The following is a 25,850-nucleotide window of genomic DNA, read 5'->3' as shown; positions in this document are numbered from 1 at the left end:
GGCCGCGCGCACTGCCAGGAGGGGGACTGCCCCGAACTGGCCGGCCGGCCCGTCCACGAGATCGCGGCCCGCTGGTGCTTCACCAACGCCCCGGCCTTCAGCCGCGCCTTCCGCGCCGCGTACGGGCTCAGCCCCACCGAGTTCCGGCGGGCGGCCGCACAAGAGGCCGCCGCCGCGGGCCGAACCCGCGCCCCGGGCGGGGCGGACCCCCGTCCCACCCCGCCCGGACGCGCCGGACGAGGTCGACACTAGGCAGGGGATGCCACGGGGCGTGTGCCGTGCGCGCAAGATCCGTTGATCTTCCGCGCAGCCCGGGCAGACCGCGCAGCCCGGGCAGACCGCGCAGCCCGGGCAGACCGCGCAGCCCGGGCAGGCCGCGGAGCCCGGGCACGGCGGGGCATGCCGGCGGGTCGCGGCCGCTCCGGGGCTCGGCCGCTACGGGGTCACGGCGAACCCCGCCAGGATGGCTTCGGCCAGCTCCGCGTCGCCTTCCACCTTCACCCGGTCGGCCACGGCGTGCGCGCGGACCCGGCCCGCGGCGAGGCGGACGTACGTCTCCCAGTCCAGCGTGAGCGTCACGGCCGGGCCCAGCGACGGGGCCTTGTCCACCGTCCCCCGCCCCTCCGCGTCGACCCGTACCGTCCGCATGAACTCCAGCGCGCCGTGCACGTCGACCACCACCGCCGAGTTCGCCGGCGCCCCCGCCCGCTTCGCCACCACCTTCGGCAGCCCGGCGAGCAGGAGGTCCCGTGCCACGTACGCACCCGGCGAGTCCCAGTTCCCCGGCACGCCCAGCGCCGCCCGCAGGTCCTGCTCGTGCACCCACACGTCGAACGCCCGCAGCCGCAGCGCCTGCTCCAGCGTCACCTGGTCGCCCAGCGGACCCCGCACCATCGTGTCCGGATCCCGCTTCTCGTTCCGCAGCTGCCGCGACCGCCGGATGACGGTGTACTCGAGCTCCGAGGTCATCTCCGGCGCGGTGTGGTGGCGCCGTACGTCGACCTGCACCTCCATGTACCGGCTGAACTCGTCCACCACGTGCCGCAGGTCGCGGGCCACGGTGTGGATCGGCCGCGGGTCTCCGAGCTGCTCGCATTCGATGCCGATGATGTGTGACACGACGTCACGGACCGACCATCCCGGGCACGGCGTCGCCCGGTTCCACTCGCCCTCCGTCAACGGAAGGACCAGCTCGGATATCGCCTCGATGGAGTGCGTCCACGCGTCGGCATAGGGCTGAAGGCTGGGATGGACGGTCAACGGGACCCCTCGCGGTGCTGTTCAGTGGCGCGTTCTGAAAGCTCTGGACTTCAGACTCGGTTTCCAAAACTACGCTGCCGGTGAGCACCCCGGCAGTGCTTTCGTGTGACGATCGTAGGCCCGAGTTGACGGCTGGAAGCCCAGGACGGTGGTAATGTGCGCGCCTCGCTGATTCAAATCGCAGTGAACGAGGGCGAGTCGGTCGATTCCCGACGCTCCCGCGTGGCCGAACTCGTACGGGAACAGGCGGGCTGCGACCTCGTCGTCCTGCCCGAACTGTGGACGGTCGGCGCCTTCGCCTACGAGCAGTTCGAGACCGAGGCGGAACCACTGGACGGCCCGACCTACGCGGCCATGTCCGGGGCGGCCCGCGACGCCGGGGTCTGGCTGCACGCGGGCTCGGTCGTGGAGCGGGCGGGCGACGGCTCCCTCTACAACACCGCCCTCGTGCTCTCCCCCGACGGCGAGCTGGCCGCCACCTACCGCAAGATCCACCGGTTCGGCTTCGACCAGGGCGAAGCCGTGCTGATGTCGGCGGGCGACTCCCTCACCACGGTGGAGCTGCCGGAGCAGACCCTCGGCATCGCCACCTGCTACGACCTGCGCTTCCCCGAGATGTTCCGCGGGCTGGTCGACGCCGGGGCCACCACGATGGTCGTCGCGGCCGGCTGGCCCGCGCGGCGCCGCGCGCACTGGACGCTGCTGAGCCGGGCGCGGGCGGTGGAGGACCAGTCGTACGTCCTCGCCTGCGGGCTGGCCGGCACCCACGCGGGTGTGGAGCAGGCCGGGCACAGCCTGGTGGTGGACCCCTGGGGCGAGGTCCTGGCCGAGGCGGGCCCCGGCGAGGACGTCCTCACCGTCGACCTCGACCCGGCCAAGGTCCCCGACACCCGCGCCCAGTTCCCCGCCCTCAAGGACCGCGTGCTGGGGCTGCGCCCGCCGGCCCGCCGATGACCGGGGACGCCCCGCGGGCCCGGCCCCGAGGCCAAGCACAGGCCCATGCCCGAGGCCAGGCCCCGGCCCACGACCAGGGCCTGCGGCGGCGCGAGCCCCCCGACCTCGACGCGTGCGTCGCGGTGCTCGCCGCCGTCCACGCGCACGACGGCTACCCGCTGGACTGGCCCGACCGGCCCGCGCGGTGGCTGGCCCCGCCCGCCCTGCTCGACGCCTGGGTGGCGCACCGCGACGGCCGCGTGACCGGCCACATCGGCCTGTCCCGCAGCGGAGCCCGCGACGCGGCGCCCGCCCTGTGGAGCCGCCGCGCGGGCGTGCCCGTCGAGCGCACCGCGGTGATCAGCCGCCTGTTCGTCTCGCCCGCGGACCGCGGCCGGGGGGCCGGCGCCCTGCTGCTGGAGCGGGCCGTGCGCGAGGCCCGGGGGCGCGCGCTGCACCCCGTCCTCGACGTCCTGGCCTCCGACACGGCGGCGGCCGCCCTGTACGAGCGCCTCGGCTGGAGCCGCCTGGCCACCGTCGAACAGCGGTGGGGCCCGGACCGGACGGTGAGCGTCCACTGCTACGCGGCGCCGCCGCCGCCCGCCTGACGCCGGAGGGAGGGGGCGGCGCTACCCGTCCTCGCGCTCCTTCTCGGCCATCCGGATCACGCACACCGCCACCGCGATCTGCAGGGCCGCGTCGGCGTCCTCGCGGATCACGTCCACCGCGTAGGTGTCGCGGACCCGGTACCACTGGCGAGAGATCAGGGCGAGCAGCTCGCCCTCGTACTCGACCTTGAACTCGCGGTCCAGGATCCGCCCGCTGACGTCGAGCTCGGTGCCCTCGGCCAGCGTCACGCGGTAGTGGTTGCGCAGCAGCGAGAGCCGCTTGCGCCGGATGACGGCCAGCCGGCGGTCTTCCCGCTCCAGCGTCATCGCGTCGCGGAAGGAGAGCATCTTCTCCCGCAGGGTGATCAGGATCCGTCCGTCCGGGTCCTTGAGCTCCAGGGTGTCGCGGACCCGCAAGGCCTTCCCGTCGACGAGGAAGACGTGGCGCCCGTCCTCGTCCTCGATCCAGTAGTCGTCCCCGATGGCCAGCACTTTGTCCCGTACGAGGTATTTCATGCGTTGATCCGTGCCCGCGATAGGTTGCCCTCATGCCCCTGCTCTACGTCACCGACCTGGCCTATCCGGCGCGCGGCCGCCGCTACGGCGACGAGGACGCCTTCCTCACCGCCCGGCTGCGCGAGCACTTCCCGCTGGCCCTGTGCCATCCGCTGGACGCGGAGCGCCTGATGCCCGGCTTCGACGCGGTGATCGTCCGCAACAGCGGGCCGGTGCTGCACTACCAGGAGGCCTACGACTCCTTCCGCGCCGCCGCGCTCACCGCCGGCACCCGGGTCTACAACCCGCTCACGGGCCGCGGCGACATGGCGGGCAAGCAGTACCTGCTCGACCTCACGGCCGCCGGGTACCCGGTCATCCCGACGATCGACGACCCGGCCCGGCTGGCGGAGCTGCCGCAGGTCCCCTCGTACGCGGTCAAGCCGAAGCAGGGCGCCGACTCCATCGGCCTGACCTTCACCGCGCACCCGTCCGGCCCCGCGGGCGAGATCCTCATCCAGCCCCGCATCGACTTCGCGTACGAGGTGTCCTTCTACTTCGTCGACGACGCCTTCCAGTACGCCCTCTACGCCCCGGACCCGGACCGCCGATGGGAGCTGGCGCCCTACGAACCCAAGGGCGCGGACCTGGAGTTCGCCCGCTCCTTCATCGAGTGGAACACCCTGCGCCACGGCATCCAGCGCGTGGACGCCTGCCGGGCGCCGTCAGGGGAACTCCTCCTCGTCGAACTGGAGGACCTGAACCCGTACTTGTCCCTGGACCTGGTCCCGCCCGCGGTCCGGGACGCGTTCGTCACATCACTCACGGGATCTCTCCACTCCTTCCTCACCTGATGTCAGAGCCGGGTGCGAGGCTCTGTCCATGGACAAGCAGACGTTCTGGAAGCTGATCGACACGGCCCGCGCGGAGGCGGCGCAGGACCTGGTGGCGGAGCGTGCGGCGGCGCTGCTCGCACGGCTCCCGGAGGCGGAGATAGCCGGGGCCCAGCAGGTGCTGTGGGACCTGCTGGCGGAGTCCTACCGCAGCCCCCTTTGGGCCGCGGCCTACGTGATCAACGGCGGCTGCTCGGACGACGGCTTCGACTACTTCCGCGGCTGGCTCCTCACCCAGGGCCAGGACGCCTTCGAGGCGGCCCTGGCCGACCCGGACTCCCTGGCCCTGCACCCGGCGGTCCGCGAGGCCGCGCGGGAGGGCCTGGAACTCGCCGACGAACGGGCCCTCTCCATCGCCTGGACCGCCTACGAGACAGCCACGGGCCGCGAACTCCCGGCGGACTCCTTCACGATCAGCTACCCGCCCCTGGACCCGGCCTGGGACTTCGACTTCGACGACACGGAGGAAACCGCGACCCGCCTCCCCCGCCTGAGCGCCCTGTTCGACTAGAGGAATCGCGCCCGGTGGTCATGGCCCGACGCCTCCTTCAGCGTCTGCGGCCAAACTGCCACGGAGGTCCGTCACCCGTAGTCACCCGCGCGGGGCGCATATGCCGGGGGTGGCACCCTTGAGCCATGAACTCTGCCGCGTCCGCACCCCGACGTGCCCGTGTCCGTGCCCCCGAGCTGATCGGCAAGGGGGGCTGGCTGAACACCGGTGGCAAGCCGTACACCCTCGCCGACCTGCGAGGACGCGTGGTCATTCTGGATTTTTGGACCTTCTGCTGCATCAACTGCCTGCACGTCCTCGACGAGCTGCGCGAGCTGGAGGAGAAGCACCGCGACACCGTCGTGATCATCGGGGTGCACTCGCCGAAGTTCGTGCACGAGGCCGACCACGCCGCCGTCGTGGACGCCGTCGAGCGGTACGAGGTGCACCACCCCGTGCTGGACGACCCGGAGCTCGCGACCTGGAAGCAGTACGCCGTCCGGGCCTGGCCCACGCTCGTGGTGATCGACCCCGAGGGGTACGTCGTCGCGCAGCACGCCGGTGAGGGGCACGCGCACGCCATCGAGCGGCTCGTCGAGGAGCTGGAGGCCGTGCACGGGGCCAAGGGGACGCTGCGGCGCGGGGACGGGCCGTACGTGGCTCCCGAGCCGGTCGCGAGCGACCTGCGGTTCCCCGGCAAGGCGCTGGTGCTGCCCGGCGGGAACCTCCTGGTGTCCGACTCGACCCGGCACCAGCTGGTGGAGCTGGCGCCCGACGCGGAGACCGTCGTACGGCGCATCGGCAGCGGGGAGCGCGGGTTCACCGCCGGGAGTTTCAGCGAGCCGCAGGGGCTGGCGCTGCTGCCCGACGGGCGGGTCGTCGTCGCCGACACCGTCAACCACGCCCTGCGCCTGTTCGACCCGGAGACCGGGGCCGTGGAGACCGTCGCCGGCACCGGCCGCCAGTGGTGGCAGGGCTCGCCCACCTCCGGGCCGGCGCTCGAGGTGGACCTGTCCTCGCCGTGGGACGTGGCCTGGTGGCAGGGCAAGGTGTGGATCGCCATGGCGGGCGTGCACCAGCTGTGGACCTGGGACCCGGCCGACGGGACCGTCGAGGTGGCCGCCGGGACCACCAACGAGGGGCTGCACGACGGGCCGGCCGCCGAGGCCTGGTTCGCCCAGCCCTCCGGCCTCGCGGCCGCCGGGGACCGGCTGTGGATCGCCGACTCCGAGACCAGCGCGCTCCGGTACGTCCACGCCGCCGAGGACGGCTACGCCGTCACGACCGCCGTCGGGACCGGGCTGTTCGACTTCGGGCACCGGGACGGGGACGCCGGACAGGCCCTGCTCCAGCACCCGCTCGGGGTCACCGCCCTGCCCGACGGCTCGGTCGCGGTGTGCGACACGTACAACCACGCGCTGCGCCGCTACGACCCCGCCTCCGGCGAGGTCTCGACGCTCGCCACCGACCTGCGCGAGCCCAGCGACGCCGTGCTGGTCGGGGAGGACATCGTGGTGGTCGAGTCCGCCCGGCACCGGCTGACCCGGCTGCGGCTGCCGGAGGACGCGGTACGGGTGGACGCGGTCGCCCACCGGACGCAGCGCGCCGCGACCGAGGTGGCGCCGGGCACGCTCCGCCTCGACGTGGTGTTCCAGGCCCCCGCCGGGCAGAAGCTCGACACCCGCTACGGGCCGTCCACCCGCCTGCTGGTCTCCTCGACCCCGCCCGAGCTGCTCACGGCGGGTGAGGGCGCCGGGACCGACCTGTTCCGGGAGCTCGCGCTGAACCCGGAGGTCACCGAGGGCGTGCTGCACGTCTCCGCCATGGCGGCGTCCTGCGACGACACCGAGTCCGATAGCGGCTCCGCCGCGGAGACCAACGAGTACCCGGCCTGCCACGTCCACCAGCAGGACTGGGGGGTTCCGGTGACCGTCACCGCCGACGGGGTGGCGCGGCTGCCCCTCGTCCTCGCCGGGATGGACGAGGAGGCGTAGGACGGGGGCGGTTGTCTGGCCGCGTTCCTGGGGGCTCAGCCCTCCAGGAAGGCGAGCAGCGCGTTGGCCAGGAGGTACGGGTCGTCCGCGCCGCACAGTTCGCGGGCGCTGTGCATCGAGAGGATCGCGACGCCGATGTCGACGGTCTGGATGCCGTGGCGGGCCGCCGTGATCGGGCCGATCGTCGTGCCGCAGGGCATCGAGTTGTTGGAGACGAAGGTCTGCCACGGGACGCCGGCCCGCTCGCAGGCGCTCGCGAACACCGCGCGCCCGCTGCCGTCCGTCGCGTACCGCTGGTTCACGTTGACCTTGAGGATCGGGCCGCCGTTGGCCCGCGGGTGGTGCGTCGGGTCGTGCCGCTCGCCGTAGTTGGGGTGCACGGCGTGGCCGGTGTCCGAGGACAGGCAGATGGTGCCGGCGAAGGCCCGTGCGCGGTCCTCGTAGGAGCCGCCGCGTGCGAAGACTGAACGTTCCAGCACGTTGCCGAGCAGGGGTCCGTCCGCACCGGTGTCCGACTGCGAGCCGTTCTCCTCGTGGTCGAAGGCGGCCAGGACCGGGATGTACTCCAGCTCGCCGGCGGTGGAGACCGCCGCCAGCGCCGCGACGCCCGCGTGCACCGACAGCAGGTTGTCCATGCGCGGGCCGGCGAGCAGTTCGCGGTCGCGGCCGAGGTAGGCGGGCGGCTCGATCGAGTGGACCATCAGGTCCCAGCCGGCCACCGAGCCCTGCTCCAGGCCCTCTTCCTCCTCCAGGAAGGCGATCAGGTCGCCTTCCTGGACCTCGCCGAGGCCCCAGATCGGCTGCATGTGGCGCTGCTTGTCGAGCTTGAGCCCGTCCGTGTTCACCGACCGGTCCAGGTGCACGGCCAGTTGGGGGACGCGCAGCAGTGCGCGGTCCACGTTCACCAGGCGTTCGGTGCCGTCGCGCAGGGTCAGCCGCCCGGCGAGGCCCAGGTCGCGGTCGAGCCAGGTGTTGAGCAGGGTCCCGCCGTAGATCTCGACGGCGATCTGCCGCCAGCCCTGGGAGCCGGTGTCCGGCAGCGGCTTGACCCGCAGGTTGGGGGAGTCGGTGTGGGCGCCGATGATCCGGAAGGGGGTGTGGGCGTTCGCGCCCTCCGGGACGAACCAGGCGATGAGCGCACCGCCGCGGAGCACGAATCTGCCCCCCGTGCCCGCGTCCCAGGCGTCCGTTTCCGACAACTGCCTGAAGCCTGCCTTCTCCAGCCGCTCGGCCGCGTTGGCCACGGCGTGGTACGGCGACGGACTGGCCGTCAAAAAGGTCATCAGATCGTCGGTGTGGCCGCGGTCGAAGCGGGCGGGAGAGCTCATGTGGTTCACCTTAACGACGGTCGTGTACGCCATGGCCGGACTGCGGCGGATGGCCGGAGGCACCGGGACCCCGGGGTGGTTGGTCCGCGGTCCCGTCGATCCTCAGCCCGGCGGACGCTCGAATCGGCGCTGCAACTGCCTGCGCTCGCCCCGGCGGATGCGCGGGAGCATCTCCGGGGTCTGCGCGGAGCGCTGCGCGCGTCTCTTGCGTCCGGCGCAGAAGATACAGCCCTCACCGGGCGGTGCGTCGGGGTCGTTGGGCGCTCCGGGGTGCTCGGAGCAGCCCGAGGCGTTGCGCGGCCGGGACAGCTCGCGGGCGACGATGAAGGCGCGGTGCAGGTCGTCGGCGATGCGGACGAAGTCCTCCGCGGGCGAGGACAGGGAGAGGTGGAAGCGCTGGTCCTCGACGGTGCGCAGGAGGGCGCGCAGCGTCTCGAGGGTGTACGGGCCCTCCGGCACGGGGTAGCCGAGGCGCCGCTGCTCCGCCGCGGGGGCGGGGCCGGCGGGCCGGCCGCCCTGCAGCCGCCGTCCGAGCCGGCGCCGGTCGTTGCAGATGAGGCAGCGGCCCCAGCCGTCGGGGGCCTCGGGGTCGAGGGCGCCGTTGGGGTGTTCGGGGCAGCCGGTGTAGCTCTTGGCGGGGGCCAGTCCGGCGGCGGTCCGGAAGGCGACGTACAGCGCGTCGGCGATGCCGTCGTACTCGGCGGGGTGCGCGCCGTCGTACAGCTCGCGGAGGTGGTCGCCGAGGCTGCCCAGGGTCGCCTGCAGCTCCTTGAGGGCGTACGGCCGCCCGGTCGGGACGGAGTACCCCCTGCTGTGCTGCTCCTGTGGACTCATACGTACGAGCGTCCCATGAACGACCGACAACGGAAGAACCTGCTGGTAAGCGAGCGGCCGGGCCCCCTGTGGAAGGGGACCCGGCCGTTGGCGCGGGGCAGCTTAGAACGCGGCCTCGTCGAGCTCCATGAGGGAGTTGTCGACGCTCTCGGCGAGCGAGCGGGCGACCGAGACGTTCGGCAGGACCTGCGAGGCGAAGAACTTCGCGGCGGCGATCTTGCCGGTGTAGAACGCCACGTCCTTGGCGGAGGCGGTGGCGAGCTTCTCGGCGGCCACGGCCGCACCCTTGAGCAGCAGGTATCCGACGACGACGTCGCCGGAGGCCATCAGCAGGCGGGTGGTGTTCTGGCCGACCTTGTAGATGTTCTTGACGTCCTCGCCGGTGGCGGTGAGGTCGACGATCATCTGGCCGACGATGGCCTCCAGGTCGACGGCGGCCTTGGCGAGCGCGTCGCGGGCGCCGGCGAGCTCCTCGCCGCCGACGGCCTCGGCCAGGAACTTCTTGATCGTCTCGGAGAGGACGTTCAGGGAGGCGCCCTGGTCGCGGACGATCTTCCGGAAGAAGAAGTCCTGGCCCTGGATCGCCGTGGTGCCCTCGTAGAGGGTGTCGATCTTGGCGTCCCGGATGTACTGCTCGATCGGGTATTCCTGGAGGTAACCGGAACCGCCGAAGGTCTGCAGCGACTGCGCGAGCAGCTCGTAGGACTTCTCCGAGCCGTAGCCCTTCACGATCGGCAGCAGCAGGTCGTTGAGGCCGATCTCGGCGGAGGCGTCCTCGTCCGCGGCCTGCTTCAGCTGGATCGCGTCCTGGACGGAGGCGGTGTAGAGGACCAGGGCGCGCATGCCCTCGGCGTACGCCTTCTGCGTCATGAGCGAGCGGCGCACGTCGGGGTGGTGCGTGATGGTGACCTTGGGCGCCGTCTTGTCCATGAAGTTGGCCAGGTCCGGGCCCTGCACGCGCTCCTTGGCGTACTCCAGCGCGTTGAGGTAGCCGGTGGAGAGGGTGGCGATGGCCTTCGTGCCGACCATCATCCGGGCGAACTCGATGATCATGAACATCTGGCGGATGCCGTCGTGCTTGTCACCGATCAGCCAGCCCTTGGCGGGGTGCTGGTCGCCGAAGGTCATCTCGCACGTGTTGGAGGCCTTGAGGCCCATCTTGTGCTCGACGTTCGTGGCGTAGACGCCGTTGCGCTCGCCCAGCTCGCCGGTCTCCCAGTCGAAGTGGAACTTCGGGACGAGGAAGAGCGACAGGCCCTTGGTGCCCGGGCCGTGGCCCTCGGGGCGGGCGAGGACGTAGTGGAGGATGTTCTCCTCCATGTCGTGCTCACCGGAGGTGATGAAGCGCTTCACGCCCTCGATGTGCCAGGAGCCGTCGTCCTGCTGGACCGCCTTGGTGCGGCCCGCGCCCACGTCCGAGCCGGCGTCCGGCTCGGTGAGGACCATGGTGGAGCCCCAGCGCTTCTCGACGGCTATCTGGGCGATCTTCTTCTGCGCCTCGTTGCCCTCTTCGAAGAGGACGCCGGCGAACGCCGGGCCGGAGGAGTACATCCAGACGGCCGGGTTCGAGCCGAGCAGCAGCTCCGCGTACGCCCAGATGAGGGAACGCGGCGAGGTGGTGCCGCCGATCTCCTCGGGCAGGCCCAGGCGCCAGTACTCCGAGTCCATGAAGGCTTCGTAGCTCTTCTTGAAGGAGGCCGGGACGGGCGCGGTGTTGGTGGCCGGGTCGAAGACCGGCGGGTTGCGGTCGGCGTCGGCGAAGGACTCGGCCAGCTCGTTCTCGGCGAGGCGGGTGAGCTCGGAGAGGACGCTCTTGGCGGTCTCGGTGTCCATCTCCTCGAACGGACCGGTGCCGTACAGCTTGTCGCGGCCGAGCACCTCGAAGAGGTTGAACTCGATGTCGCGGAGATTCGACTTGTAGTGCCCCATGGCGACGGCTCCGTTAAGGCTCGGGGAGACAGGTTCCTCGTACATACCAATCGGTAACAACATGATGCTACCCACCGGTAATAACGGCAACCCTTCCGGGCCGACTGTGACCAGGGTCAAGCTCGCACCAGACGGTCTTGGTCCGGGCATCCTGGGTGACCCCCCACCGCAGGGCCACGGCGTCGAGCAGGGCGAGCCCGCGCCCCGACTCCTCGGCTGCCCCGGTCTGCCGCAGTACGGGCCACGCGCGCGGATCGGGATCGGTGAGCTCGACCCGCGTACGGGTTGCCCTTCCGGTGATCCGCAGGGTGACGGGGGTGCCGTCGCCGACGTGGGCGATCACATTGGCCAGCAGCTCGCTGACGCACAGCTCCGCGTCCGGGGAGGCGTCGGAGCCGAGGTGCTCGCGCACGGCGTGACGGGCCAGCGGGACGGCCCCGGGGGTGGCGAGCAGCCGGATGGTGAGCCCGTTCACCGGCCGGCGGCCAGGGCGTCGGTCAGTCGCCGGGCGGTGGCCAGGTTGCAGTTGCCGAGGCTGATGAGGGGTGGGGAGTCGTATCGCCCGGCGTAGGAGAGGAGGTGGAGGTCGAGGGAGGGGAGGGTGACCCCGTGCGCGGCGAGGGCGGCGCGGAGGCTCTCAAGCGCCGATGCGGCTTCTCGGTCGTGGGGGTGGTTGCTCATGGTGCCGTTCCGATCCTGTGCGGACTGTGACGATGCCCTCACAGGCTGGTGCTGCGCTGCGTACCGTGGGAAGGGTTTCGGCTCCACAGTGCGAGGTGTGGAAAGTGAGCGATCGTGGTCGCGAGTAGGGACATTGACGGTTCGGTGAGCGTTCCGGCCCTCTACGGCAAGGAACTGCGCTGGAAGCGGGAAGCGGCAGGCCTCACCCTTCAGCAGACGGTGGAGGAGAGCTTCTACGGCGTCAGCTACTTGAGCGAGATCGAGCGCGGCCAGCGGCGCATGCCGATGGATCTGGCGAGACACGTGGACCGGGTGCTGGGGACGGACGGCTTCTTCGAGCGGCGCTGCGAGGACGCCCGGAACGCCCGGCGGGGTGTGCACGCCGAGTACTTCGCGCCGGTCGCCGAGATGGAGAAGCGGGCGCGGTCCATTGAGGAGTGGGGTCCCGCGCTCATCCCCGGACTGCTGCACACGGCGCCTTACACCCGGGCGATCGCTCACGTCACGCACCCGCTGGACCTGGCGGAAGAGGTGGATGTGAAGGTGCGCAACCGCCTGCAGCGGGGACGTCTCTTCGATGACCCGCAACGCCCCGAGTACTGGGTGATCCTGCACGAGCCCTTGCTCCGGAGCCCCTTGCTGCCGCCCCGCGAGATGGCGGACCAACTGGACCACGTCGCAGCACTGGGGCGGCGTCGCCGGATCGTTCCACAAGTCCTCCCGTGGAACGCGCCCCTCAGCCCCTTCATGGCCCACTCGATGAAGCTGATGGAGTTCGATGACGAGCCACCCGTCATGTACACCGAGGGTCCGTATCACGGCCAACTCATCGACGATCCGGCCGTCGTGAAGCGGTATGGAAAGGCATACGATCGGCTCAGGGCCGCCGCACTGTCGTCCGAGGCGTCCCTCGCCATGATCGAAACCACAGCCGAGGACCTCCGAAATGGGAACCAGCGCGACTGATGTCAGCAAGGCCGTCTGGCGGACGAGCAGCTACACCAACGGCGAAAACGGTGACTGCGTCGAGGTGGCCGACGGGCTCGTGGGGGTCGTCCCCGTCCGGGACTCCACGCGGCGCGACGGCCCCGTCCTCGTCATGTCGGCGGCGGCCTGGGCCCCCTTCGTCGCGGGGCTGAAAGCCCGCTGACCGGAACTCGGCGGCCCAGCCGCCCCCGGCCTCGGTAGGCTTCGGTCCATGTACGGCTACGACCAGAACCCGGGCGCCCAGCAGCAGTACGCCCCGCAGCAGCCCGCGCAGGGCTACGCGCAGGCGCCGCCGCTGTACCCCGAGCCGTCCCCGCCCTCGCTCGCGGACGCGGTACGGGCCTTCACCACCGGGTCGCTGTCCGCCGAGGACTTCCAGCAGATCTTCGCCGGCTCGAAGGTCTACTGCCCGCGCGGCGACACCCCGGGTTTCCTGGCCCTGCACAACACGCAGCAGCCGGTCATCCCGATGTTCACCACGCTCAAGGAGCTGCGTCGGTACGCCGGCAAGGAGTCCAAGTACTTCGTGATCACCGGCGCGGAGGTGATCGACCTGCTGCCCACCGGCTACGGCTTCGTCCTCGACATGGAGGGCGACCACCGGATGGTCTTCGACGCGAAGGCGGTCGAGCAGATGGTCGACTTCGCGATGCGCCGCATGTACGGCTGAGGGGCGGGGCTTACCTGGCCGGGGCGTCCGCCTCGGCCCGAGAGGACTGTCCTCGCCCGCACGGCCCGCCCCGCCCGAGTGCTGCCCGCCCCGGTCAGGCCCGGCGGTGGGTCCACGCGGCGTACCCGGCCCATACGGCGGCGGCCAGCACCGCCGCCGCGGCCCCGGCGGCCAGTGGTCCCGGCTCCGGGCGGAAGCCGAGGGCGAGCCGGGTCCCCATGAAGACCAGGACGAAGGCCACCCGGCCCGGCGCGTAGACCGGGATCCGCGCCGCGATCCCGCGCAGCAGCCCGGCCACCGCCAGCCCTACGGCGCCGCAGACGGCGAGCAGCGCCCAGGGGGAGCCCGGGGCGGCGGCGGGGATGCCGTAGTCGGGGGGTCCCAGCCGGAAGGCCGAGGCGGCCCAGCCGAGGGCGAGCCCGCACGCGGTGACGCCCAGGGCGAAGAGGGCGTGCCGCCACAGGGGGCCTGACCTGCGGTTGTCCCCCTGTCCTCCGCTGTCCGACGTGTCATCGGCGCCGAATAAATCGATCATGACCGGTAGGACGCGGGATCGCGCGCAGGGGTTGGCTCCGGCGCGGGAATTCCCCGGGGGCGGCCTCCGTTGAGCGCAGGTGTGGCAGAAAGTTCGAGTTTCAACTAAACTCGACGCAGAAGGAGGTCCTGACCATGCCCGCAGTGACTGTTGAGAATCCGTTGACGCTCCCGCGCGTGGCCGAGCCGACCGCGGTCGTCCCGCGCAAGGTGCTGGCCGTCACCACCGCTCCCGGTGGGTTCGAGGGTGAGGGATTCCCGGTGCGCCGCGCGTTCGCGGGGATCAACTACCAGTACCTCGACCCGTTCATCATGATGGACCAGATGGGCGAGGTGGAGTACGCCCCGGGCGAGCCCAAGGGCACCCCGTGGCACCCGCACCGCGGCTTCGAGACCGTGACCTACCTGATCGACGGAACCTTCGTCCACCAGGACAGCAACGGCGGCGGCGGAGTCATCAACGGCGGCGACACGCAGTGGATGACCGCCGGCTCGGGCCTGCTGCACATCGAGGCCCCGCCGGAGTCCCTCGTCGTGTCCGGCGGGCTGTTCCACGGCCTCCAGCTGTGGGTGAACCTCCCGGCGTCCGACAAGATGATGCCCCCGCGCTACCAGGACATCGGCGGCGGCCAGGTCCAGCTGCTGACCACCCCGGACGGCGGCTCGCTGCTCCGCGTGATCGCGGGCGAGCTGGACGGCCACGAGGGCCCCGGCATCACCCACACCCCGATCACGATGATCCACGCGACCGTCACCCCGGGCGCGCAGATCACCCTGCCGTGGCGCGAGGACTTCAACGCCCTGGCGTACGTCCTGGCCGGGCGCGGCTCGGTCGGCGAGGACCGCCGGCCGCTCCACACCGGGCAGACGGCCGTCTTCGGCGAGGGCGGCTCGCTCACGGTGCGGGCGGACGAGTCCCAGGACTCCAACGCCCCGGTCCTCGAGGTCGTCCTCCTCGGCGGCCGCCCGATCCGCGAGCCGATGGCGCACTACGGGCCGTTCGTCATGAACAGCCGACACGAGCTCCAGCAGGCCTTCGACGACTTCCAGGCCGGCCGGCTGGGCACCGTCCCGACCACCGCCCGGGAGCGGACCAAGTCGGCGGAGCAGCACTCCTAGGACAGCGCGACGGTTGAGCCCGTCTCTTCCGGATCTTGCCTGACCCGCGCCGCCCGGCACCGCACCTCGCCGCGTTGGCGGAGCGCCCGAGTACGTCCAGTACAAGGGAGCCCCGCCAACGCACCGATGCACGGCACCGGACGACGCGGGCTTAACCGGCAAGATCCGAAAGAGACGGCCTAGCGGCGCAGGGCCTCCGCCGGTTCGGTGCGCGAGGCCCGCCATGCCGGGTAGAGCCCGGCCAGGACCCCGGTGACCAGCCCGATCAGCGGCGCCACGGCGACGGTGGCGGGCGACATCACCGGGGTCCAGTCGCGCAGGGCCGACACCGCGACGACGGTGAGCGTGCCGAGCGAGGTGCCGACCAGGCCGCCCACGGCGCCCTGGGCGGCGGACTCGGCCAGGAACTGGACCATGATGTGCCGGCCGCGCGCACCGAGGGCCCGGCGCAGGCCGATCTCCCCGGTCCGCTCCAGCACGGCCACCAGCGTGGTGTTGGCGATCCCCACCGCGCCGATGACCAGGCAGATCGCGGCCAGCAGCAGGAACAGTTGGTCCAGGTCGGTGGTGACCCCCGATCGCAGGGACCGCGGATCGGGCGGCGGTACGGGCCCCAGCCAGTCGGGATGGTCCGGGCGCAGGGCGGGCGGCAGCTCCCCGGCCACCTGGCGGGCCGCGCCCAGCTCGGTCACCACCAGCATCCGGGCCCGCTGGGAGTTGTCCGGCGGCCCCCACAGCTTCTCGGCGGTCCGCCGGGGCACCACCACCGACAGCAGCAGGTCCGCTTTGCGGTCGGCGCCCGTGGCGATGCCGATCACGGTGAACGGGTGGTCGCCGATGAACACCGCCGGGCGGCTCTCGAGCGTGGTGATGCCCAGGCGGGCGGCCATCGCCGAGCCCACCACCGCCACCTGTTCGGCGCGCCCGTCGTGGAAGTCGTCGAAGCCCCGCCCGGAGCCGAGGGCCAGCCCTGCCGCGCGCAGCATGCCGGGGGAGGCGGCGACCACCGGGATCCGCTCGCCTGTGGCCCCGGCCACCGGGGCCGACCGTACGGTGCTGCCGCCGAGCGGGACCGGCCAGAACACCCCGGCGGCCGTGACCCCGTTCAGGGCCCCCGCGCGGGCGTCCGCGTCGGCGGGGAAGGCGTTCGGCACCTGCTGCGCGAGCTGCGGATCGCCGCGGCCCGCCGTGTCCTCGACCCCGACCTCCGTGGCCGTCATGGCGTTGAACCGGCTGTCGATCTGCGAGGAGGCGGTGGCCGTGAGGCCCAGGATCGCCACGAAGGTGCCCACGCCCAGCACCGTGCCGAGGCCGGTGAGGGCGGAGCGGGCGGGCCGCTGGAGCATTCCGGCGAGTGCCTCGGCGAGCAGGTCGCGCGGCGAGAACCGGGAGGGAGTGATGCCGGCCGCGGCGCCGGTGTCCTTCCGATTCCACCTCACCGTTTCCACCTCACTGTTGTCATCGGGTCACTGCTGTCATCGGCGGACGACCTCGCCCAGCATCCCGTCGCGGATGGACACGGTCCGCCGGCCCCGCGCGGCCACCCGCGGATCGTGCGTGATGACCAGCAGGGTCAGCCCGTCGGCGTGCAGTTCGTCCAGCAGGGCCAGCACGGAGTCGGCCGTGGCGGTGTCCAGGTTGCCGGTCGGCTCGTCGCACAGCAGCAGCGAGGGTCCGGCGACCAGGGCGCGGGCGATGGCCACGCGCTGGCGCTCACCGCCGGACATCCGGGTCGGCAGGTGGCCGGTGCGGTGTCCGAGGCCGACCCGGTCGAGCGCGGTACGGGCCCGCTCGGCGCGCTCCGCCCGCGCGACGCCGTTGTAGACCATGGCCAGGAGCACGTTCTCCAGGGCGCTGCGGTGCGCCAGGAGGTGGAAGGACTGGAAGACGAAGCCGATGCGCTGCCCGCGCAGGGCGGTCCGGTCGCGGTCGCGCAGGGCGCCGGTGTCGATGCCGTCCAGCAGGTACCGGCCGCCGGTGGGGGCGTCGATGAGCCCGGCGACGTTCAGGAAGGTCGACTTCCCGGAGCCGGAGGGGCCCACGACCGTGACGTACTCGCCGCGCTCCACGGTCAGTTCGCAGGGGCGCAGCGCGTGGACCGGCGGCGGGCCGGGGTAGGTGAGCCCGACGCCCTCGAAGCGGACGACCGGGGGGAGGCCGGCACCGGTCATGGCCTCGCCTGGGCGACCAGCACCCGGTCGCCGTCGGCGAGCGCGCCCCCGCCGACGGGATCGACCTGGACCATCCCGTCGGCGGACATCCCGGCCCGGACCTCGACCCGGCGCCGGTCCCCCTGGGCCCGCGGATCCTTGCCGAGCACCGTGACGGTGGTCCGGCCGTCCGCGCCCGCCGAGACGGCGGACAGCGGCACGATCAGCACGGGCTCCCCCGAGGAGGCGGCGGTCACGGTGAGCCGTACGCCCTGCCCGGTGAGCTGGTTGTCGAGGGCCTGGTCGGGTTTGACCGTCAGGGCGTACCCGCCGGGATTCTGCGGGGTGTCGGGGGCGGCCTGGCCGGCGCCGCCCGTCGGGGCGGTCCCGGCCGCCGCCGAGGTGGGGTCGGCGGCCACCGACTCGACCGTGGCGGTGGCGCTCAGGCCGGTGGCCTCGGACAGCAGCTGGACCTTCATCCCCGGTTTCACGAGGTCCTTCTGGTGGGCCGGGAGGGAGGCCCGGATGACCGGGGCGCCCGCCGAGACGCTCAGCAGGGACTCCGGGACGGGCTCGCCGACCGATGCCTTCACCGCGTCCACCCGCGCGGGGAAGCCCTTGACGAAGAGCAGCTCGTCGGCCGGGACCATGGGGCCGGCCGCCGCCCGGGCCGCGCCCAGCCGGGACGTGGCCTTGGACAGGTCCTGCTGGGCGAAGGTGAGCTGCAGTTGGGCCTCCGAGGCGTCGCCGCCGCCTTCCTTGGCCTTCTTCAGGGCGTTCTTCGCCGTGGTGACCTGCCGTTCGGCCGTGTCCGCCGCGTCCTCGGCCGCCCGTACGTTCTCCGCGTCGGCCGGATCGGCGGGCCGCGGGGCGTATCCGAGCGCGGTGTAGAAGGCGGTGACCGCCGCCTTGGTCCCGGAGCCGTAGGTGCCGGCCGGGTCCGCGCCGGTGGGGTGCCCCAGCGCCCTCAGCCCCTGCTGGAGCTGTCCCACGTCCTTGCCGGTGGCGCCGGGCTTCAGGTCCCGGTACACGGGCAGCGCACCGGCCAGCGCGAACACGGGCCGCCCCGAGACCTCCAGGAGTACCTCGCCGGCCTGCACGGCCGTACCGGGCTGCTTGTTGACCCGGGTGACCACGGGCTTCGCGCCTGCCGCGGCCCCGGTGCCCGCGCCGGGCGTGACGGTCAGGGTCTGCTCGGCGGTCACGGTGCCGCGTACGACCACCGACGAGGTGAGCACCCGCCGTTCCACCCGGTCGGCGAGTACGGAGGCGGGCGGCGGCGCGGCGTCGGCGGCGACCTGCGAGGGGGAGCGGACGGTGGTGGCGACGACCACCCCGGCCCCGGTGAGCGCGACCGCGCCGGCGACGACCCAGATCAGGATGCGGCGGCGGCTGCCGAGCGAGGACGACGCGTCCGCCTCGCCGACGGCGCCGGTCGGCTCGGCCTCCTCGGGAGCGGCCTCCTCTTCATGTTTCACGTGAAACCCACTTCTCGTTTCAACAGTTCTCGCCGAGTACGTCGACGGAGCCGACCTTCCAGGGGGTGCCCTCGCGTTCGCGGATCATGGTGAAGGCGCCCTGCTGGGAGGGCTTGTCCTCCAGCTGGTCGATCGGCCGGCCGGTCGCGGAATCGTGGATCAGCCAGCGGTCCAGGTCGACGCAGTCGTGCAGCACCCGGGTGTGCTCGCCGGTGGTCTCCATGCCGGTGACGCGGTGGCCGACCTCGCCGAGCAGGACCTGCCCCGCCTCCTTCGACTGGGCGAGGTTGTCGCGCAGCTCCCGCAACTGGCTTCCGGTGGCGACCTGTTCCAGGCCCGGGTCCTGGGGGTCGGGTGTCCGGTTCGCCGCGAGCCAGGTGGTCCAGTACGTGTCGTACGCCCGCGTCACGTCCGCGCTCGCCGGGCCGGCCGAGGAGCGGGGCGGGTCCTGCGCCCCGGAGGACCCGGAGGCGGCCGCGGTGCACCCGGTCGCCAGGGCCAGTACCAAAGCCAGCAGCGACGCGGGCAGGGCGGCGGCCGGGGCCCTCACGCGGAACCGTCCTGGAGGACCTGCTGGGCGAATCTGACCTGCTCGCCCAGGCGCTTCTTCTCCTGGTCCAGGCCCTCCTTGTGGCGTTCGACCAGGCCGTTCTGGTAGGCGGTCAGGACGGCCGTCCAGGTGTCGGTGAGCGTGGTCCGCTGCTTGCAGGACACGTCCGTGGTGGCGGCGGTGATCTCCTCGGAGGTGACCGGCCCGGTCCACCGGGTGCCCTCCATCTGCTGGAGCTCCCAGGGGGTGCTCACCTGGAAGCCCGCCTCGCGCATGCAGGCGCTCCACTGGGTGATGCCCGCGGTGACCCGGCTGTCGCCCCGGGCCCGGTCGCCCGCCTGCTGGACGAGTTCGTCGAGCAGTTTGGTGCCGCTCTCGGTGCTCTTCGGATACAGCTTGCGGGTGGCCTCGCCCGAGCAGCCGCCTTCGGGGGCGCCGGGATGCGCCGGTGCCCCGTCCTGCGGTCCGAAGAGGGCGGCCGTCTCGTTGGGGTCGCGTTTGGTCCCGGCCTCCGATCCGCGGTCCGGTAATGCGCCGGACCGGTAACCGGATTTCTTCGCGGATTCCGCGTCCACCAGGCCGATTCCGCTCGTGGTCGGCTTTGCGGTGGTGTTGGCGTAGGTACTTGCATTCTTGAAGGAGGCGAATCCGATGCGACGCATACAGGATTCGGTGAGGATGTCCTGCGCCTGCTCCATCACCTTCTGCTGTGCTTTGTCGAAGGAGTAGGCGTCGAGGGGGAGCGCGGCGTTCGCGGGGTCCGGCCGCGGGGTGACGGTGACCGGCGGTTCGGCCGAGGGCCCGGCCGCTCGGCCCTGTTCCGGGCCCGCCGGGTCGGCGGTGCAGGCGCTGAGCGCCGCGGCCGCGACGGCGCCGGCGATCAGCAGGGGCAGCCGTTGGCGAGCGTGGAGCACGATCAGCCTTTCCGTGGTGGGACGGGGGCCGTACACTGCCCGGCGCGCCCGGGGCCGGGACCGATTCCAGCGGTCCCGGCCCCGGGTACGCGCGGCGCCTGATCAGCAGGGGGTCTTGGCCCACTTCGTGAGCAGGGTCATCGAGGTGTAGCCGGTGACGCTGGTGTTGTTGTTGCGGTGCTTGTCCCACCACTTGTTGCCGTTGATGACGGTGCCCGCCTTGTAGCAGATGGGCGTGATGGTGTGGCTCCGGTAGCCGAGGCCGTTGATCCCCGACGTGGTCGTGGAGTTGGCGCGGATCCGCACCCCGTCCTCGGTGTAGTCGCCGGCGTGGGCGGCGGTGACCGACCCCATGACGATCGCAACGGTGGAAAGCGCCACCGCGCTGAGCTTCGCTGCCTTGCGCACGCTGTCTCCTCTTGATGATCGGACACGTCTTGGTGCAGCCCGAGAGGAATTCCAGCGTTCGGATCCCCCCGGTCCGGAGAAAGACGATGGCACGAACATTTTTCTCGTGCCAGGGAATATCGGGGTTCCGGTCGAGAGAGGCCGGAATTCGTCTTCCCCCGGCCGCACGGACGTTCACAGGCGTGGTGATCCATTTTCCCGTCGTCGCAGGAGAGAGCCGGACGGAAATACGAAGGTCCCCGATTCTCCGCGAACGGATGATCGGGGACCGCTTCGGGGTTGGCCGGAAATATTCGCTACCCGGCGCGTCCGCACCCTCGGCTTCCGCCGTGCCCCCGGCCCCCCGCTCCCCGGCTCCCCGGCGCCGTCGGCCCCGGCGGCTCCCACGGCCACGCCCGCCGTCTTGACGGAACGGCTGCGTCCGCCGACAGGGCCGGGCCACAATCCGAGGAGACCCTTCCCGGAACGCCCCGGCCCTGAGGAGCAGTTGGTGTCTTCGCAGGAAGTCGACGTAACGATCACTCCGCAGCAGGCGGCCCACGGGGTGATCCTCACCGTCACGCTCCCGACCGGCCCGGCCCGGCTGCGCATCCCGTCCGGCACCCGGGACGGCGAGCTCGTCCGCGTGCGGGCCGGCGGCGGCGAGGTGCCCGTGCGGGTCCGCGTGTCGGCGCCCGGGCAGACCCCGTCCGCCCGTCCGGCGGCTGCCGGGCCCGGGCCGGCGCAGACCGTCCCCATCCCGACGCCGACGCCGGCGCAGCCGGCCCGGCCGGGCAGCGGGAACCCCTTCGCGACGCCCACGCAGCAGGTACCGGCGGGCAGCGGGAACCCCTTCGCGACGCAGCCGGCCGGGCCGGGCGGCGGCAACCCGTTCGCCGCCGCGCCGGTCCCGCCGCGCCGGACCGGCGGCGGCAAGCCCGCGGCCCTGGGGTGCCTGGTGGTGGGCGGCCTCATCGCGGCCGTGCTCGTCGCCGTCGCCGCGACCGGCTCCGGGGACAACGCCGACAGCAAGGCCTCCGGCTCCGCGACACCGAGCTACTCGGCGGGCCCCGAGCCCTCGTACTCGTCCTACAGCCCGTCCTACAGCCCGTCCTACGCCCCGGCGACGCCGACCCACAGCGCCCCGGCCGAGGAGCCCGAGCCGACGCAGGAGGCCGCACCCACCCCGTACGACCGTGGCACCTGCCTCAACGGCACCCTGCCGGACTCGACGACGGCGCAGCGCGTCGACGACGTGGAGGAGGTGCCCTGCTCGGCCGCCGACGCCCACTACCGGGTGATCGGGAGCATCCCCATGACCTCCGACATGGACCGCTGCGAGGACTACCCGAAGACGCAGTACGCCTTCTCCCACCGCTACACCCTCAACGGCGCCGTCATCAACCAGTACGTCTACTGCCTGGTCGGCCTGGGTTCCTACGCACGCGACTAGCCCGAGCCCCGTCAGGAGTCGGGCCGCTTGGAGCGCTCCTGGAGCTCGAACCAGATGGACTTGCCCTCGCCGCGCGGGTCCACGCCCCAGGAGTCGGCCAGCATCTCCATCAGCAGCACCCCGCGGCCGCTGGAGGCCATCTCGCCCGGCTGCCGCTTGTGCGGGAGCTCGTCGCTGGCGTCCGCGACGTCGACGCGCAACCGGCGCTCGCCCAGCTCGCCCACCGCCTCGGCGACCAGCAGCGCGTCGCCGTCGGTGTGCGTGAGCACGTTCGTCACCATCTCGGAGACCATCAGCACCGCCGAGTCCACCTGGTCGGCGTCCGCCCAGTCGTGCAGCAGCTCCCGGATCTGCCGCCGGGCGCCCGCGATCCGCTCCGGTTCGGCCTGGGCCACGGTCAGCATCGTGCGGCGCGCCGGACGGACCGGGTGCCGCGGCGCGGGGCCGCAGCCGGCGCCGTCGCCCTCGCGGCACAGCAGTACGACGGCTATGTCGTCCTCGCGGCGGTCGGCCAGCGGCCCGGTGGTGTGGTGCGAGGACGGGCCGTGCACGGCCTGGACGAGCAGGTCGGCGAGCTTCTCCAGCGACTCCGCGCCGTGCGTGTCGGACTCCAGGATCGCGCGCAGCCGCGCCCAGCCGGTGTCGAGGTCGTGCCCGCCGGTCTCGATGAGCCCGTCGGTGCACAGCATCATCGTCTCGCCGGGTTCCAGGGTGAACCGGGTCGTGGGGTAGTCGGTGTCGGGGACGATGCCGAGGGGGAGCCCGCCCGCGGTGGGGCGCATCAGGACGGTGCCGTCGGGCATCCGGATCGCGGGGTCGGGGTGGCCGGCGCGGGCCACCTCCAGCAGGCCGGTCCGCGGATCGCACTCCACGTACAGGCAGGTCGCGAACCGGGGGCTCCGGAAGTCCGGGTCCTCGTCATCGTCGGAGTCCTGCGAGGAGCCCAGCCCGGCGAGGAAGCGGGAGGCGCGGGAGAGCACCGCGTCGGGCCGGTGGCCCTCCGAGGCGTACGCCCGCACCGCGATCCGCAGCTGGCCCATCAGCCCGGCGGCGCGCACGTCATGGCCCTGGACATCGCCGATGACCAGGGCGAACCGTCCCGAGGGCAGCGGGATCACGTCGTACCAGTCGCCGCCGACCTGGAGCCCGCCGCCGGTCGGGACGTACCGGGCGGCGAGCCGCATGCCGGGGATCTCGGGGCCGAGCTGGGGCATCATCGACCGCTGGAGGCCGGTGGTGAGTTCCCGCTCGGATTCGGCCACCCCGGCGCGCTGGAGGGCCTGGGCGAGCATCCGGGCCACGGTGGTCAGGACGGACCGCTCGTCGGGGGAGAAGGACACCGGGTGCTTGAAGGCGGCCATCCAGGCCCCCATGGTGCGCCCGGCGACGATCAGGGGCAGGAAGGCCCAGGACGCCCGCCCGAAGCGCTGCGCGAGCGGCCAGGTGGCCGGGAAGCGCCGTTTGTAGTCCTCGGGGCTGGGGAGGTAGATCGCCCGTCCGGTGCGGACGACCTCGGCGGCCGGGTAGTCCGTGTCCAGCCGCATGTCCGCGAAGGGGGCCTCGTCCCCGACGTCGTGCCCGTGGTGCCCGATGATCGACAGCCGGTCGCCGGCCACGCCGAAGACGGCCAGTCCGTCGGGGCTGAAGCCGGGCATGGACAGGGAGGCCGCGACCCGCAGCACCTCCTCGGTGGAGCGGGCCTCGGCCAGCGCGCGGCCGGCGTCCAGCAGGAAGGCCTCGCGGGAGCGCCGCCAGTCCCCGGTGATCGGGGTGTGCACGGCGGTGGTGCCGGGCTGCGGCTCGGCGATCTCCTGGATGGTGCCGATCAGCTCGTAGTCGACGCGGCCGTCGGCGGTGAGGTTCTCCACCGGTTTGGAGCGGCTGCGCACGGTCCGCAGGCCCCGTCCGTCCTCGTCCATGATCCGCAGCCGGGCCTCGGCGAGCGTGCCCTCGGCGACGGCCAGCGTGATGATGCCGTTGATCTCGTTCCAGTCCACCGGGTGGAACCGCGAGCGCACGGCGACCTCCGGCAGCACCACCGGGTCGGCGGGCAGCCCGAGGAGCCGGGCGGCCTCGCCATCGAGCGTGACCGTCCCGGAGGCGTTGTCCCATCGCCACAGACCCGTCGCGATCGCGGCCAGGACGTCCTCGGTGCGCACTCGGTCATCTTTACAGGTCATCCGTCCCACGTGCCTGTTCGCCCCGTGCGCCGCGCGCAATCGCGGGGGCCCGCCGGGCGTGCCCGACCCGCCCCCCGCCCGGACGGTAACCTTGTGAGGGTTGAATCCACCCTGGTATACGCGAAGAACTGGATGACTGATGCATCGGTACAGGTCCCACACCTGCGGCGAGCTCCGCGCCTCTGACGTCAACGCCGACGTCCGGCTGAGCGGCTGGCTGCACAACCGTCGAGACCTGGGCGGCATCCTCTTCATCGATCTGCGTGACCACTACGGCATCACGCAGCTCGTGGCCCGCCCCGGCACCGCCGCCGCCGCGGTCCTCGACAAGCTCTCCAAGGAGACCGTCGTCCGGGTCGACGGCAAGGTCGTCTCGCGCGGTGCCGAGAACGTCAACCCCGAGCTGCCGACCGGCGAGATCGAGATCGAGGCCGTCGAGGTCGAGGTGCTCGGCGCGGCCGCCCCGCTGCCCTTCACCATCAACACCGACGACGGGGTGAACGAGGAGCGGCGCCTGGAGTACCGCTTCCTCGACCTGCGCCGCGAGCGCATGCACCGCAACATCATGCTGCGCTCGGCCGTCATCGCGTCGATCCGCTCCAAGATGGTGGCCCTCGGCTTCAACGAGATGGCGACCCCGATCCTCACCGCGACCTCCCCCGAGGGCGCCCGTGACTTCGTCGTCCCGTCCCGCCTGAACCCGGGCAAGTTCTACGCCCTGCCGCAGGCGCCGCAGCAGTTCAAGCAGCTGCTGATGATCTCCGGCTTCGACCGGTACTTCCAGATCGCGCCCTGCTTCCGCGACGAGGACGCCCGCGCCGACCGCTCGCCGGGCGAGTTCTACCAGCTCGACGTGGAGATGTCCTTCGTCGAGCAGGAGGACGTCTTCCAGCCGATCGAGCGCCTGATGACCGAGCTCTTCACCGAGTTCGGCGGCGGCCGCGAGGTCACCTCGCCCTTCCCGCGGATCCCGTTCCGCGAGTCGATGCTGAAGTACGGCAACGACAAGCCCGACCTGCGCGCCAAGCTGGAACTCGTCGACATCACCGACGTGTTCGAGGGCTCGGAGTTCAAGGCGTTCGCCGGCAAGCACGTGCGCGCCCTGGCCGTCCCGGACACCGCCGCCCAGCCGCGCAAGTTCTTCGACGGCCTCGGCGAGTACGCGATCTCGCTGGGCGCCAAGGGCCTGGCCTGGGTCCGCGTCGGCGAGGACGGCGCCCTGACCGGCCCGATCGCCAAGTTCCTGACCGAGGAGAACGTCAAGGTCCTCACCGAGCGCCTGGGGCTGGCCGCCGGCCACGCCGTGTTCTTCGGCGCGGGCGAGTTCGACGAGGTCTCCAAGATCATGTCCGGCGTCCGCGTCGAGGCCGCCAAGCGTGCCGGGCAGTTCGAGGAGAACGTCTTCCGGTTCTGCTGGATCGTCGACTTCCCGATGTACGAGAAGGACGAGGAGACCGGGAAGATCGACTTCTCCCACAACCCCTTCTCCATGCCGCAGGGCGGGATGAAGGACCTGGAGGAGAAGGACCCGCTGGACATCCTGGCCTGGCAGTACGACATCGTCTGCAACGGCATCGAGCTGTCCTCCGGCGCCATCCGCAACCACGAGCCCGAGGTCATGCTGAAGGCCTTCGAGATCGCGGGCTACGAGGCCGAGACCGTCGAGCGCGAGTTCGCCGGCATGCTGCGCGCCTTCCGGCTCGGCGCCCCGCCGCACGGTGGCATCGCCCCGGGCGTGGACCGCATCGTGATGCTGCTGGCCGACGAGCCGAACATCCGCGAGACCATCGCCTTCCCGCTGAACGGCAACGCGCAGGACCTGATGATGGGCGCGCCGACGGTGCTGGAGGAGGCCCGCCTGCGCGAGCTGAACATCGCGCTGCGGAAGCCCGTGGAGACGAAGCCGGCGGACGCCAAGCCGGTCGCCGAGGCCGTCCACCCGGACGCCGCGCGGTAGTTGGACCAGATGTGACGAAGGGCCCG

At 72.2% G+C, this 25,850-nt stretch carries 27 protein-coding genes; 12 read left to right on the top strand and 15 right to left on the bottom strand.

All coding sequences use genetic code 11. The annotated features are described in order from the left end of the window. Positions 1-36 precede the first annotated feature (36 nt). Entirely contained in the window at positions 37-252 is a 216-nt protein-coding gene (locus BGK67_RS36330; protein WP_079154627.1) for a helix-turn-helix domain-containing protein, read from the top strand. 183 nt (positions 253-435) lie between these two features. Here BGK67_RS36330 and BGK67_RS17730 read toward each other — a convergent pair whose 3' ends face one another. Continuing rightward, positions 436-1,260 carry a maleylpyruvate isomerase family mycothiol-dependent enzyme gene (locus BGK67_RS17730; protein WP_069921006.1) on the bottom strand — a complete coding sequence of 275 codons (825 nt, stop codon included), beginning with the start codon at positions 1,258-1,260 and terminating at the stop codon, positions 436-438. A 156-nt stretch (positions 1,261-1,416) separates the two neighbouring features. Between BGK67_RS17730 and BGK67_RS17725 the strand changes: the two genes are divergently transcribed. Both BGK67_RS17725 and BGK67_RS17720 read left to right on the top strand, forming a co-directional pair. Next, complete coding sequence (locus BGK67_RS17725) at positions 1,417-2,214, top strand: carbon-nitrogen family hydrolase (RefSeq protein ID WP_069921005.1); 798 nt, start codon at positions 1,417-1,419, stop codon at positions 2,212-2,214. After that, positions 2,211-2,801 carry a GNAT family N-acetyltransferase gene (locus BGK67_RS17720; RefSeq protein WP_079154247.1) on the top strand — a complete coding sequence of 197 codons (591 nt, stop codon included), beginning with the start codon at positions 2,211-2,213 and terminating at the stop codon, positions 2,799-2,801. The genes BGK67_RS17725 and BGK67_RS17720 overlap by 4 nt, the downstream gene beginning before the upstream one ends. 21 nt (positions 2,802-2,822) lie before the next feature. Here BGK67_RS17720 and BGK67_RS17715 read toward each other — a convergent pair whose 3' ends face one another. Then, positions 2,823-3,317, bottom strand: a complete 495-nt coding sequence (locus tag BGK67_RS17715; protein WP_069921004.1) for an LURP-one-related/scramblase family protein — start codon at positions 3,315-3,317, stop codon at positions 2,823-2,825. Positions 3,318-3,349: 32 nt separating this feature from the next. Between BGK67_RS17715 and BGK67_RS17710 the strand changes: the two genes are divergently transcribed. From BGK67_RS17710 to BGK67_RS17700, 3 genes are all read left to right on the top strand, one after another. Beyond that, on the top strand, positions 3,350-4,150 hold the full coding sequence (locus BGK67_RS17710; RefSeq protein ID WP_069921003.1) for an ATP-grasp domain-containing protein: 801 nt from the start codon (positions 3,350-3,352) through the stop codon (positions 4,148-4,150). 28 nt (positions 4,151-4,178) lie between these two features. Beyond that, the gene (locus BGK67_RS17705) at positions 4,179-4,700 is read left to right on the top strand and encodes a DUF4240 domain-containing protein (protein WP_069921002.1); all 522 of its coding nucleotides are present in this window, start codon (positions 4,179-4,181) and stop codon (positions 4,698-4,700) included. Between the two features lie 125 nt (positions 4,701-4,825). Beyond that, positions 4,826-6,673 (top strand): thioredoxin-like domain-containing protein, encoded by a 1,848-nt coding sequence (locus tag BGK67_RS17700; RefSeq protein ID WP_069921001.1) that lies wholly within the window; start codon positions 4,826-4,828, stop codon positions 6,671-6,673. A 35-nt stretch (positions 6,674-6,708) separates the two neighbouring features. Here BGK67_RS17700 and BGK67_RS17695 read toward each other — a convergent pair whose 3' ends face one another. From BGK67_RS17695 to BGK67_RS17675, 5 genes are all read right to left on the bottom strand, one after another. Beyond that, positions 6,709-8,001 carry a M18 family aminopeptidase gene (locus tag BGK67_RS17695; RefSeq protein ID WP_069921000.1) on the bottom strand — a complete coding sequence of 431 codons (1,293 nt, stop codon included), beginning with the start codon at positions 7,999-8,001 and terminating at the stop codon, positions 6,709-6,711. A 102-nt stretch (positions 8,002-8,103) separates the two neighbouring features. Further along, positions 8,104-8,835 carry a hypothetical protein gene (locus tag BGK67_RS17690; protein WP_069920999.1) on the bottom strand — a complete coding sequence of 244 codons (732 nt, stop codon included), beginning with the start codon at positions 8,833-8,835 and terminating at the stop codon, positions 8,104-8,106. Positions 8,836-8,937: 102 nt separating this feature from the next. Beyond that, the gene (locus BGK67_RS17685) at positions 8,938-10,764 is read right to left on the bottom strand and encodes an acyl-CoA dehydrogenase (RefSeq protein ID WP_069920998.1); all 1,827 of its coding nucleotides are present in this window, start codon (positions 10,762-10,764) and stop codon (positions 8,938-8,940) included. A 67-nt stretch (positions 10,765-10,831) separates the two neighbouring features. Then, positions 10,832-11,239, bottom strand: coding sequence for an ATP-binding protein (locus BGK67_RS17680; protein ID WP_069920997.1), 408 nt, complete (start codon positions 11,237-11,239; stop codon positions 10,832-10,834). Further along, entirely contained in the window at positions 11,236-11,445 is a 210-nt protein-coding gene (locus BGK67_RS17675; protein WP_069920996.1) for a hypothetical protein, read from the bottom strand. Before BGK67_RS17675 ends, BGK67_RS17680 begins: the two co-directional genes overlap by 4 nt. Before the next feature lie 144 nt (positions 11,446-11,589). Between BGK67_RS17675 and BGK67_RS17670 the strand changes: the two genes are divergently transcribed. The 3 genes from BGK67_RS17670 to BGK67_RS17660 are packed head-to-tail and all read left to right on the top strand — an operon-like array spanning position 11,590 to position 13,102. Further along, positions 11,590-12,411: a helix-turn-helix domain-containing protein gene (locus BGK67_RS17670; protein WP_432215460.1), complete on the top strand. Its 822-nt coding sequence runs from the start codon at positions 11,590-11,592 to the stop codon at positions 12,409-12,411. Then, positions 12,392-12,595 (top strand): DUF397 domain-containing protein, encoded by a 204-nt coding sequence (locus BGK67_RS17665; RefSeq protein WP_069920994.1) that lies wholly within the window; start codon positions 12,392-12,394, stop codon positions 12,593-12,595. Before BGK67_RS17670 ends, BGK67_RS17665 begins: the two co-directional genes overlap by 20 nt. 48 nt (positions 12,596-12,643) lie before the next feature. Then, positions 12,644-13,102, top strand: a complete 459-nt coding sequence (locus tag BGK67_RS17660; RefSeq protein ID WP_069920993.1) for an SseB family protein — start codon at positions 12,644-12,646, stop codon at positions 13,100-13,102. Between the two features lie 94 nt (positions 13,103-13,196). Here the strand turns inward: BGK67_RS17660 and BGK67_RS17655 are convergent, their stop codons facing one another. Continuing rightward, positions 13,197-13,637 (bottom strand): hypothetical protein, encoded by a 441-nt coding sequence (locus BGK67_RS17655; RefSeq protein ID WP_069920992.1) that lies wholly within the window; start codon positions 13,635-13,637, stop codon positions 13,197-13,199. Positions 13,638-13,771: 134 nt separating this feature from the next. On the opposite strand from BGK67_RS17655, the gene BGK67_RS17650 reads away from it, so the two are divergent. Continuing rightward, complete coding sequence (locus tag BGK67_RS17650) at positions 13,772-14,755, top strand: pirin family protein (RefSeq protein ID WP_069920991.1); 984 nt, start codon at positions 13,772-13,774, stop codon at positions 14,753-14,755. Between the two features lie 179 nt (positions 14,756-14,934). On the opposite strand, the gene BGK67_RS17645 is transcribed toward BGK67_RS17650, so the two are convergent. The 6 genes from BGK67_RS17645 to BGK67_RS17620 all read right to left on the bottom strand — a co-directional run bounded on the left by BGK67_RS17645 (position 14,935) and on the right by BGK67_RS17620 (position 20,255). Further along, the gene (locus tag BGK67_RS17645; RefSeq protein WP_069923940.1) at positions 14,935-16,194 is read right to left on the bottom strand and encodes an ABC transporter permease; all 1,260 of its coding nucleotides are present in this window, start codon (positions 16,192-16,194) and stop codon (positions 14,935-14,937) included. 36 nt (positions 16,195-16,230) lie between these two features. After that, positions 16,231-16,926 carry an ABC transporter ATP-binding protein gene (locus BGK67_RS17640; protein ID WP_069920990.1) on the bottom strand — a complete coding sequence of 232 codons (696 nt, stop codon included), beginning with the start codon at positions 16,924-16,926 and terminating at the stop codon, positions 16,231-16,233. Then, the gene (locus BGK67_RS17635) at positions 16,923-18,383 is read right to left on the bottom strand and encodes a peptidoglycan-binding protein (protein WP_244291245.1); all 1,461 of its coding nucleotides are present in this window, start codon (positions 18,381-18,383) and stop codon (positions 16,923-16,925) included. The genes BGK67_RS17640 and BGK67_RS17635 overlap by 4 nt, the downstream gene beginning before the upstream one ends. A 19-nt stretch (positions 18,384-18,402) precedes the next feature. After that, entirely contained in the window at positions 18,403-18,933 is a 531-nt protein-coding gene (locus BGK67_RS17630) for a hypothetical protein (RefSeq protein ID WP_069920989.1), read from the bottom strand. Further along, on the bottom strand, positions 18,930-19,847 hold the full coding sequence (locus BGK67_RS17625; protein WP_141754029.1) for a hypothetical protein: 918 nt from the start codon (positions 19,845-19,847) through the stop codon (positions 18,930-18,932). The genes BGK67_RS17630 and BGK67_RS17625 overlap by 4 nt, the downstream gene beginning before the upstream one ends. 102 nt (positions 19,848-19,949) lie before the next feature. Further along, a complete protein-coding gene (locus BGK67_RS17620; protein ID WP_069920987.1) occupies positions 19,950-20,255 on the bottom strand; it encodes a hypothetical protein in 306 nt (101 codons plus the stop codon). A gap of 490 nt (positions 20,256-20,745) precedes the next feature. On the opposite strand from BGK67_RS17620, the gene BGK67_RS17615 reads away from it, so the two are divergent. Next, the gene (locus BGK67_RS17615; RefSeq protein WP_069920986.1) at positions 20,746-21,687 is read left to right on the top strand and encodes an LppU/SCO3897 family protein; all 942 of its coding nucleotides are present in this window, start codon (positions 20,746-20,748) and stop codon (positions 21,685-21,687) included. 11 nt (positions 21,688-21,698) lie between these two features. Here the strand turns inward: BGK67_RS17615 and BGK67_RS17610 are convergent, their stop codons facing one another. Continuing rightward, positions 21,699-23,846 carry a SpoIIE family protein phosphatase gene (locus BGK67_RS17610; protein WP_069920985.1) on the bottom strand — a complete coding sequence of 716 codons (2,148 nt, stop codon included), beginning with the start codon at positions 23,844-23,846 and terminating at the stop codon, positions 21,699-21,701. 160 nt (positions 23,847-24,006) lie between these two features. Here BGK67_RS17610 and aspS point away from each other — a divergent pair, with 160 nt between their 5' ends. Then, complete coding sequence (gene aspS / locus BGK67_RS17605; RefSeq protein ID WP_069920984.1) at positions 24,007-25,824, top strand: aspartate--tRNA ligase; 1,818 nt, start codon at positions 24,007-24,009, stop codon at positions 25,822-25,824. Positions 25,825-25,850 lie beyond the last annotated feature (26 nt).

This window comes from Streptomyces subrutilus, assembly GCF_001746425.1.
GTDB classification, from domain to species: Bacteria; Actinomycetota; Actinomycetes; order Streptomycetales; family Streptomycetaceae; genus Streptomyces; species Streptomyces subrutilus_A.
This window is presented reverse-complemented; position numbering and strand designations above follow the sequence as displayed.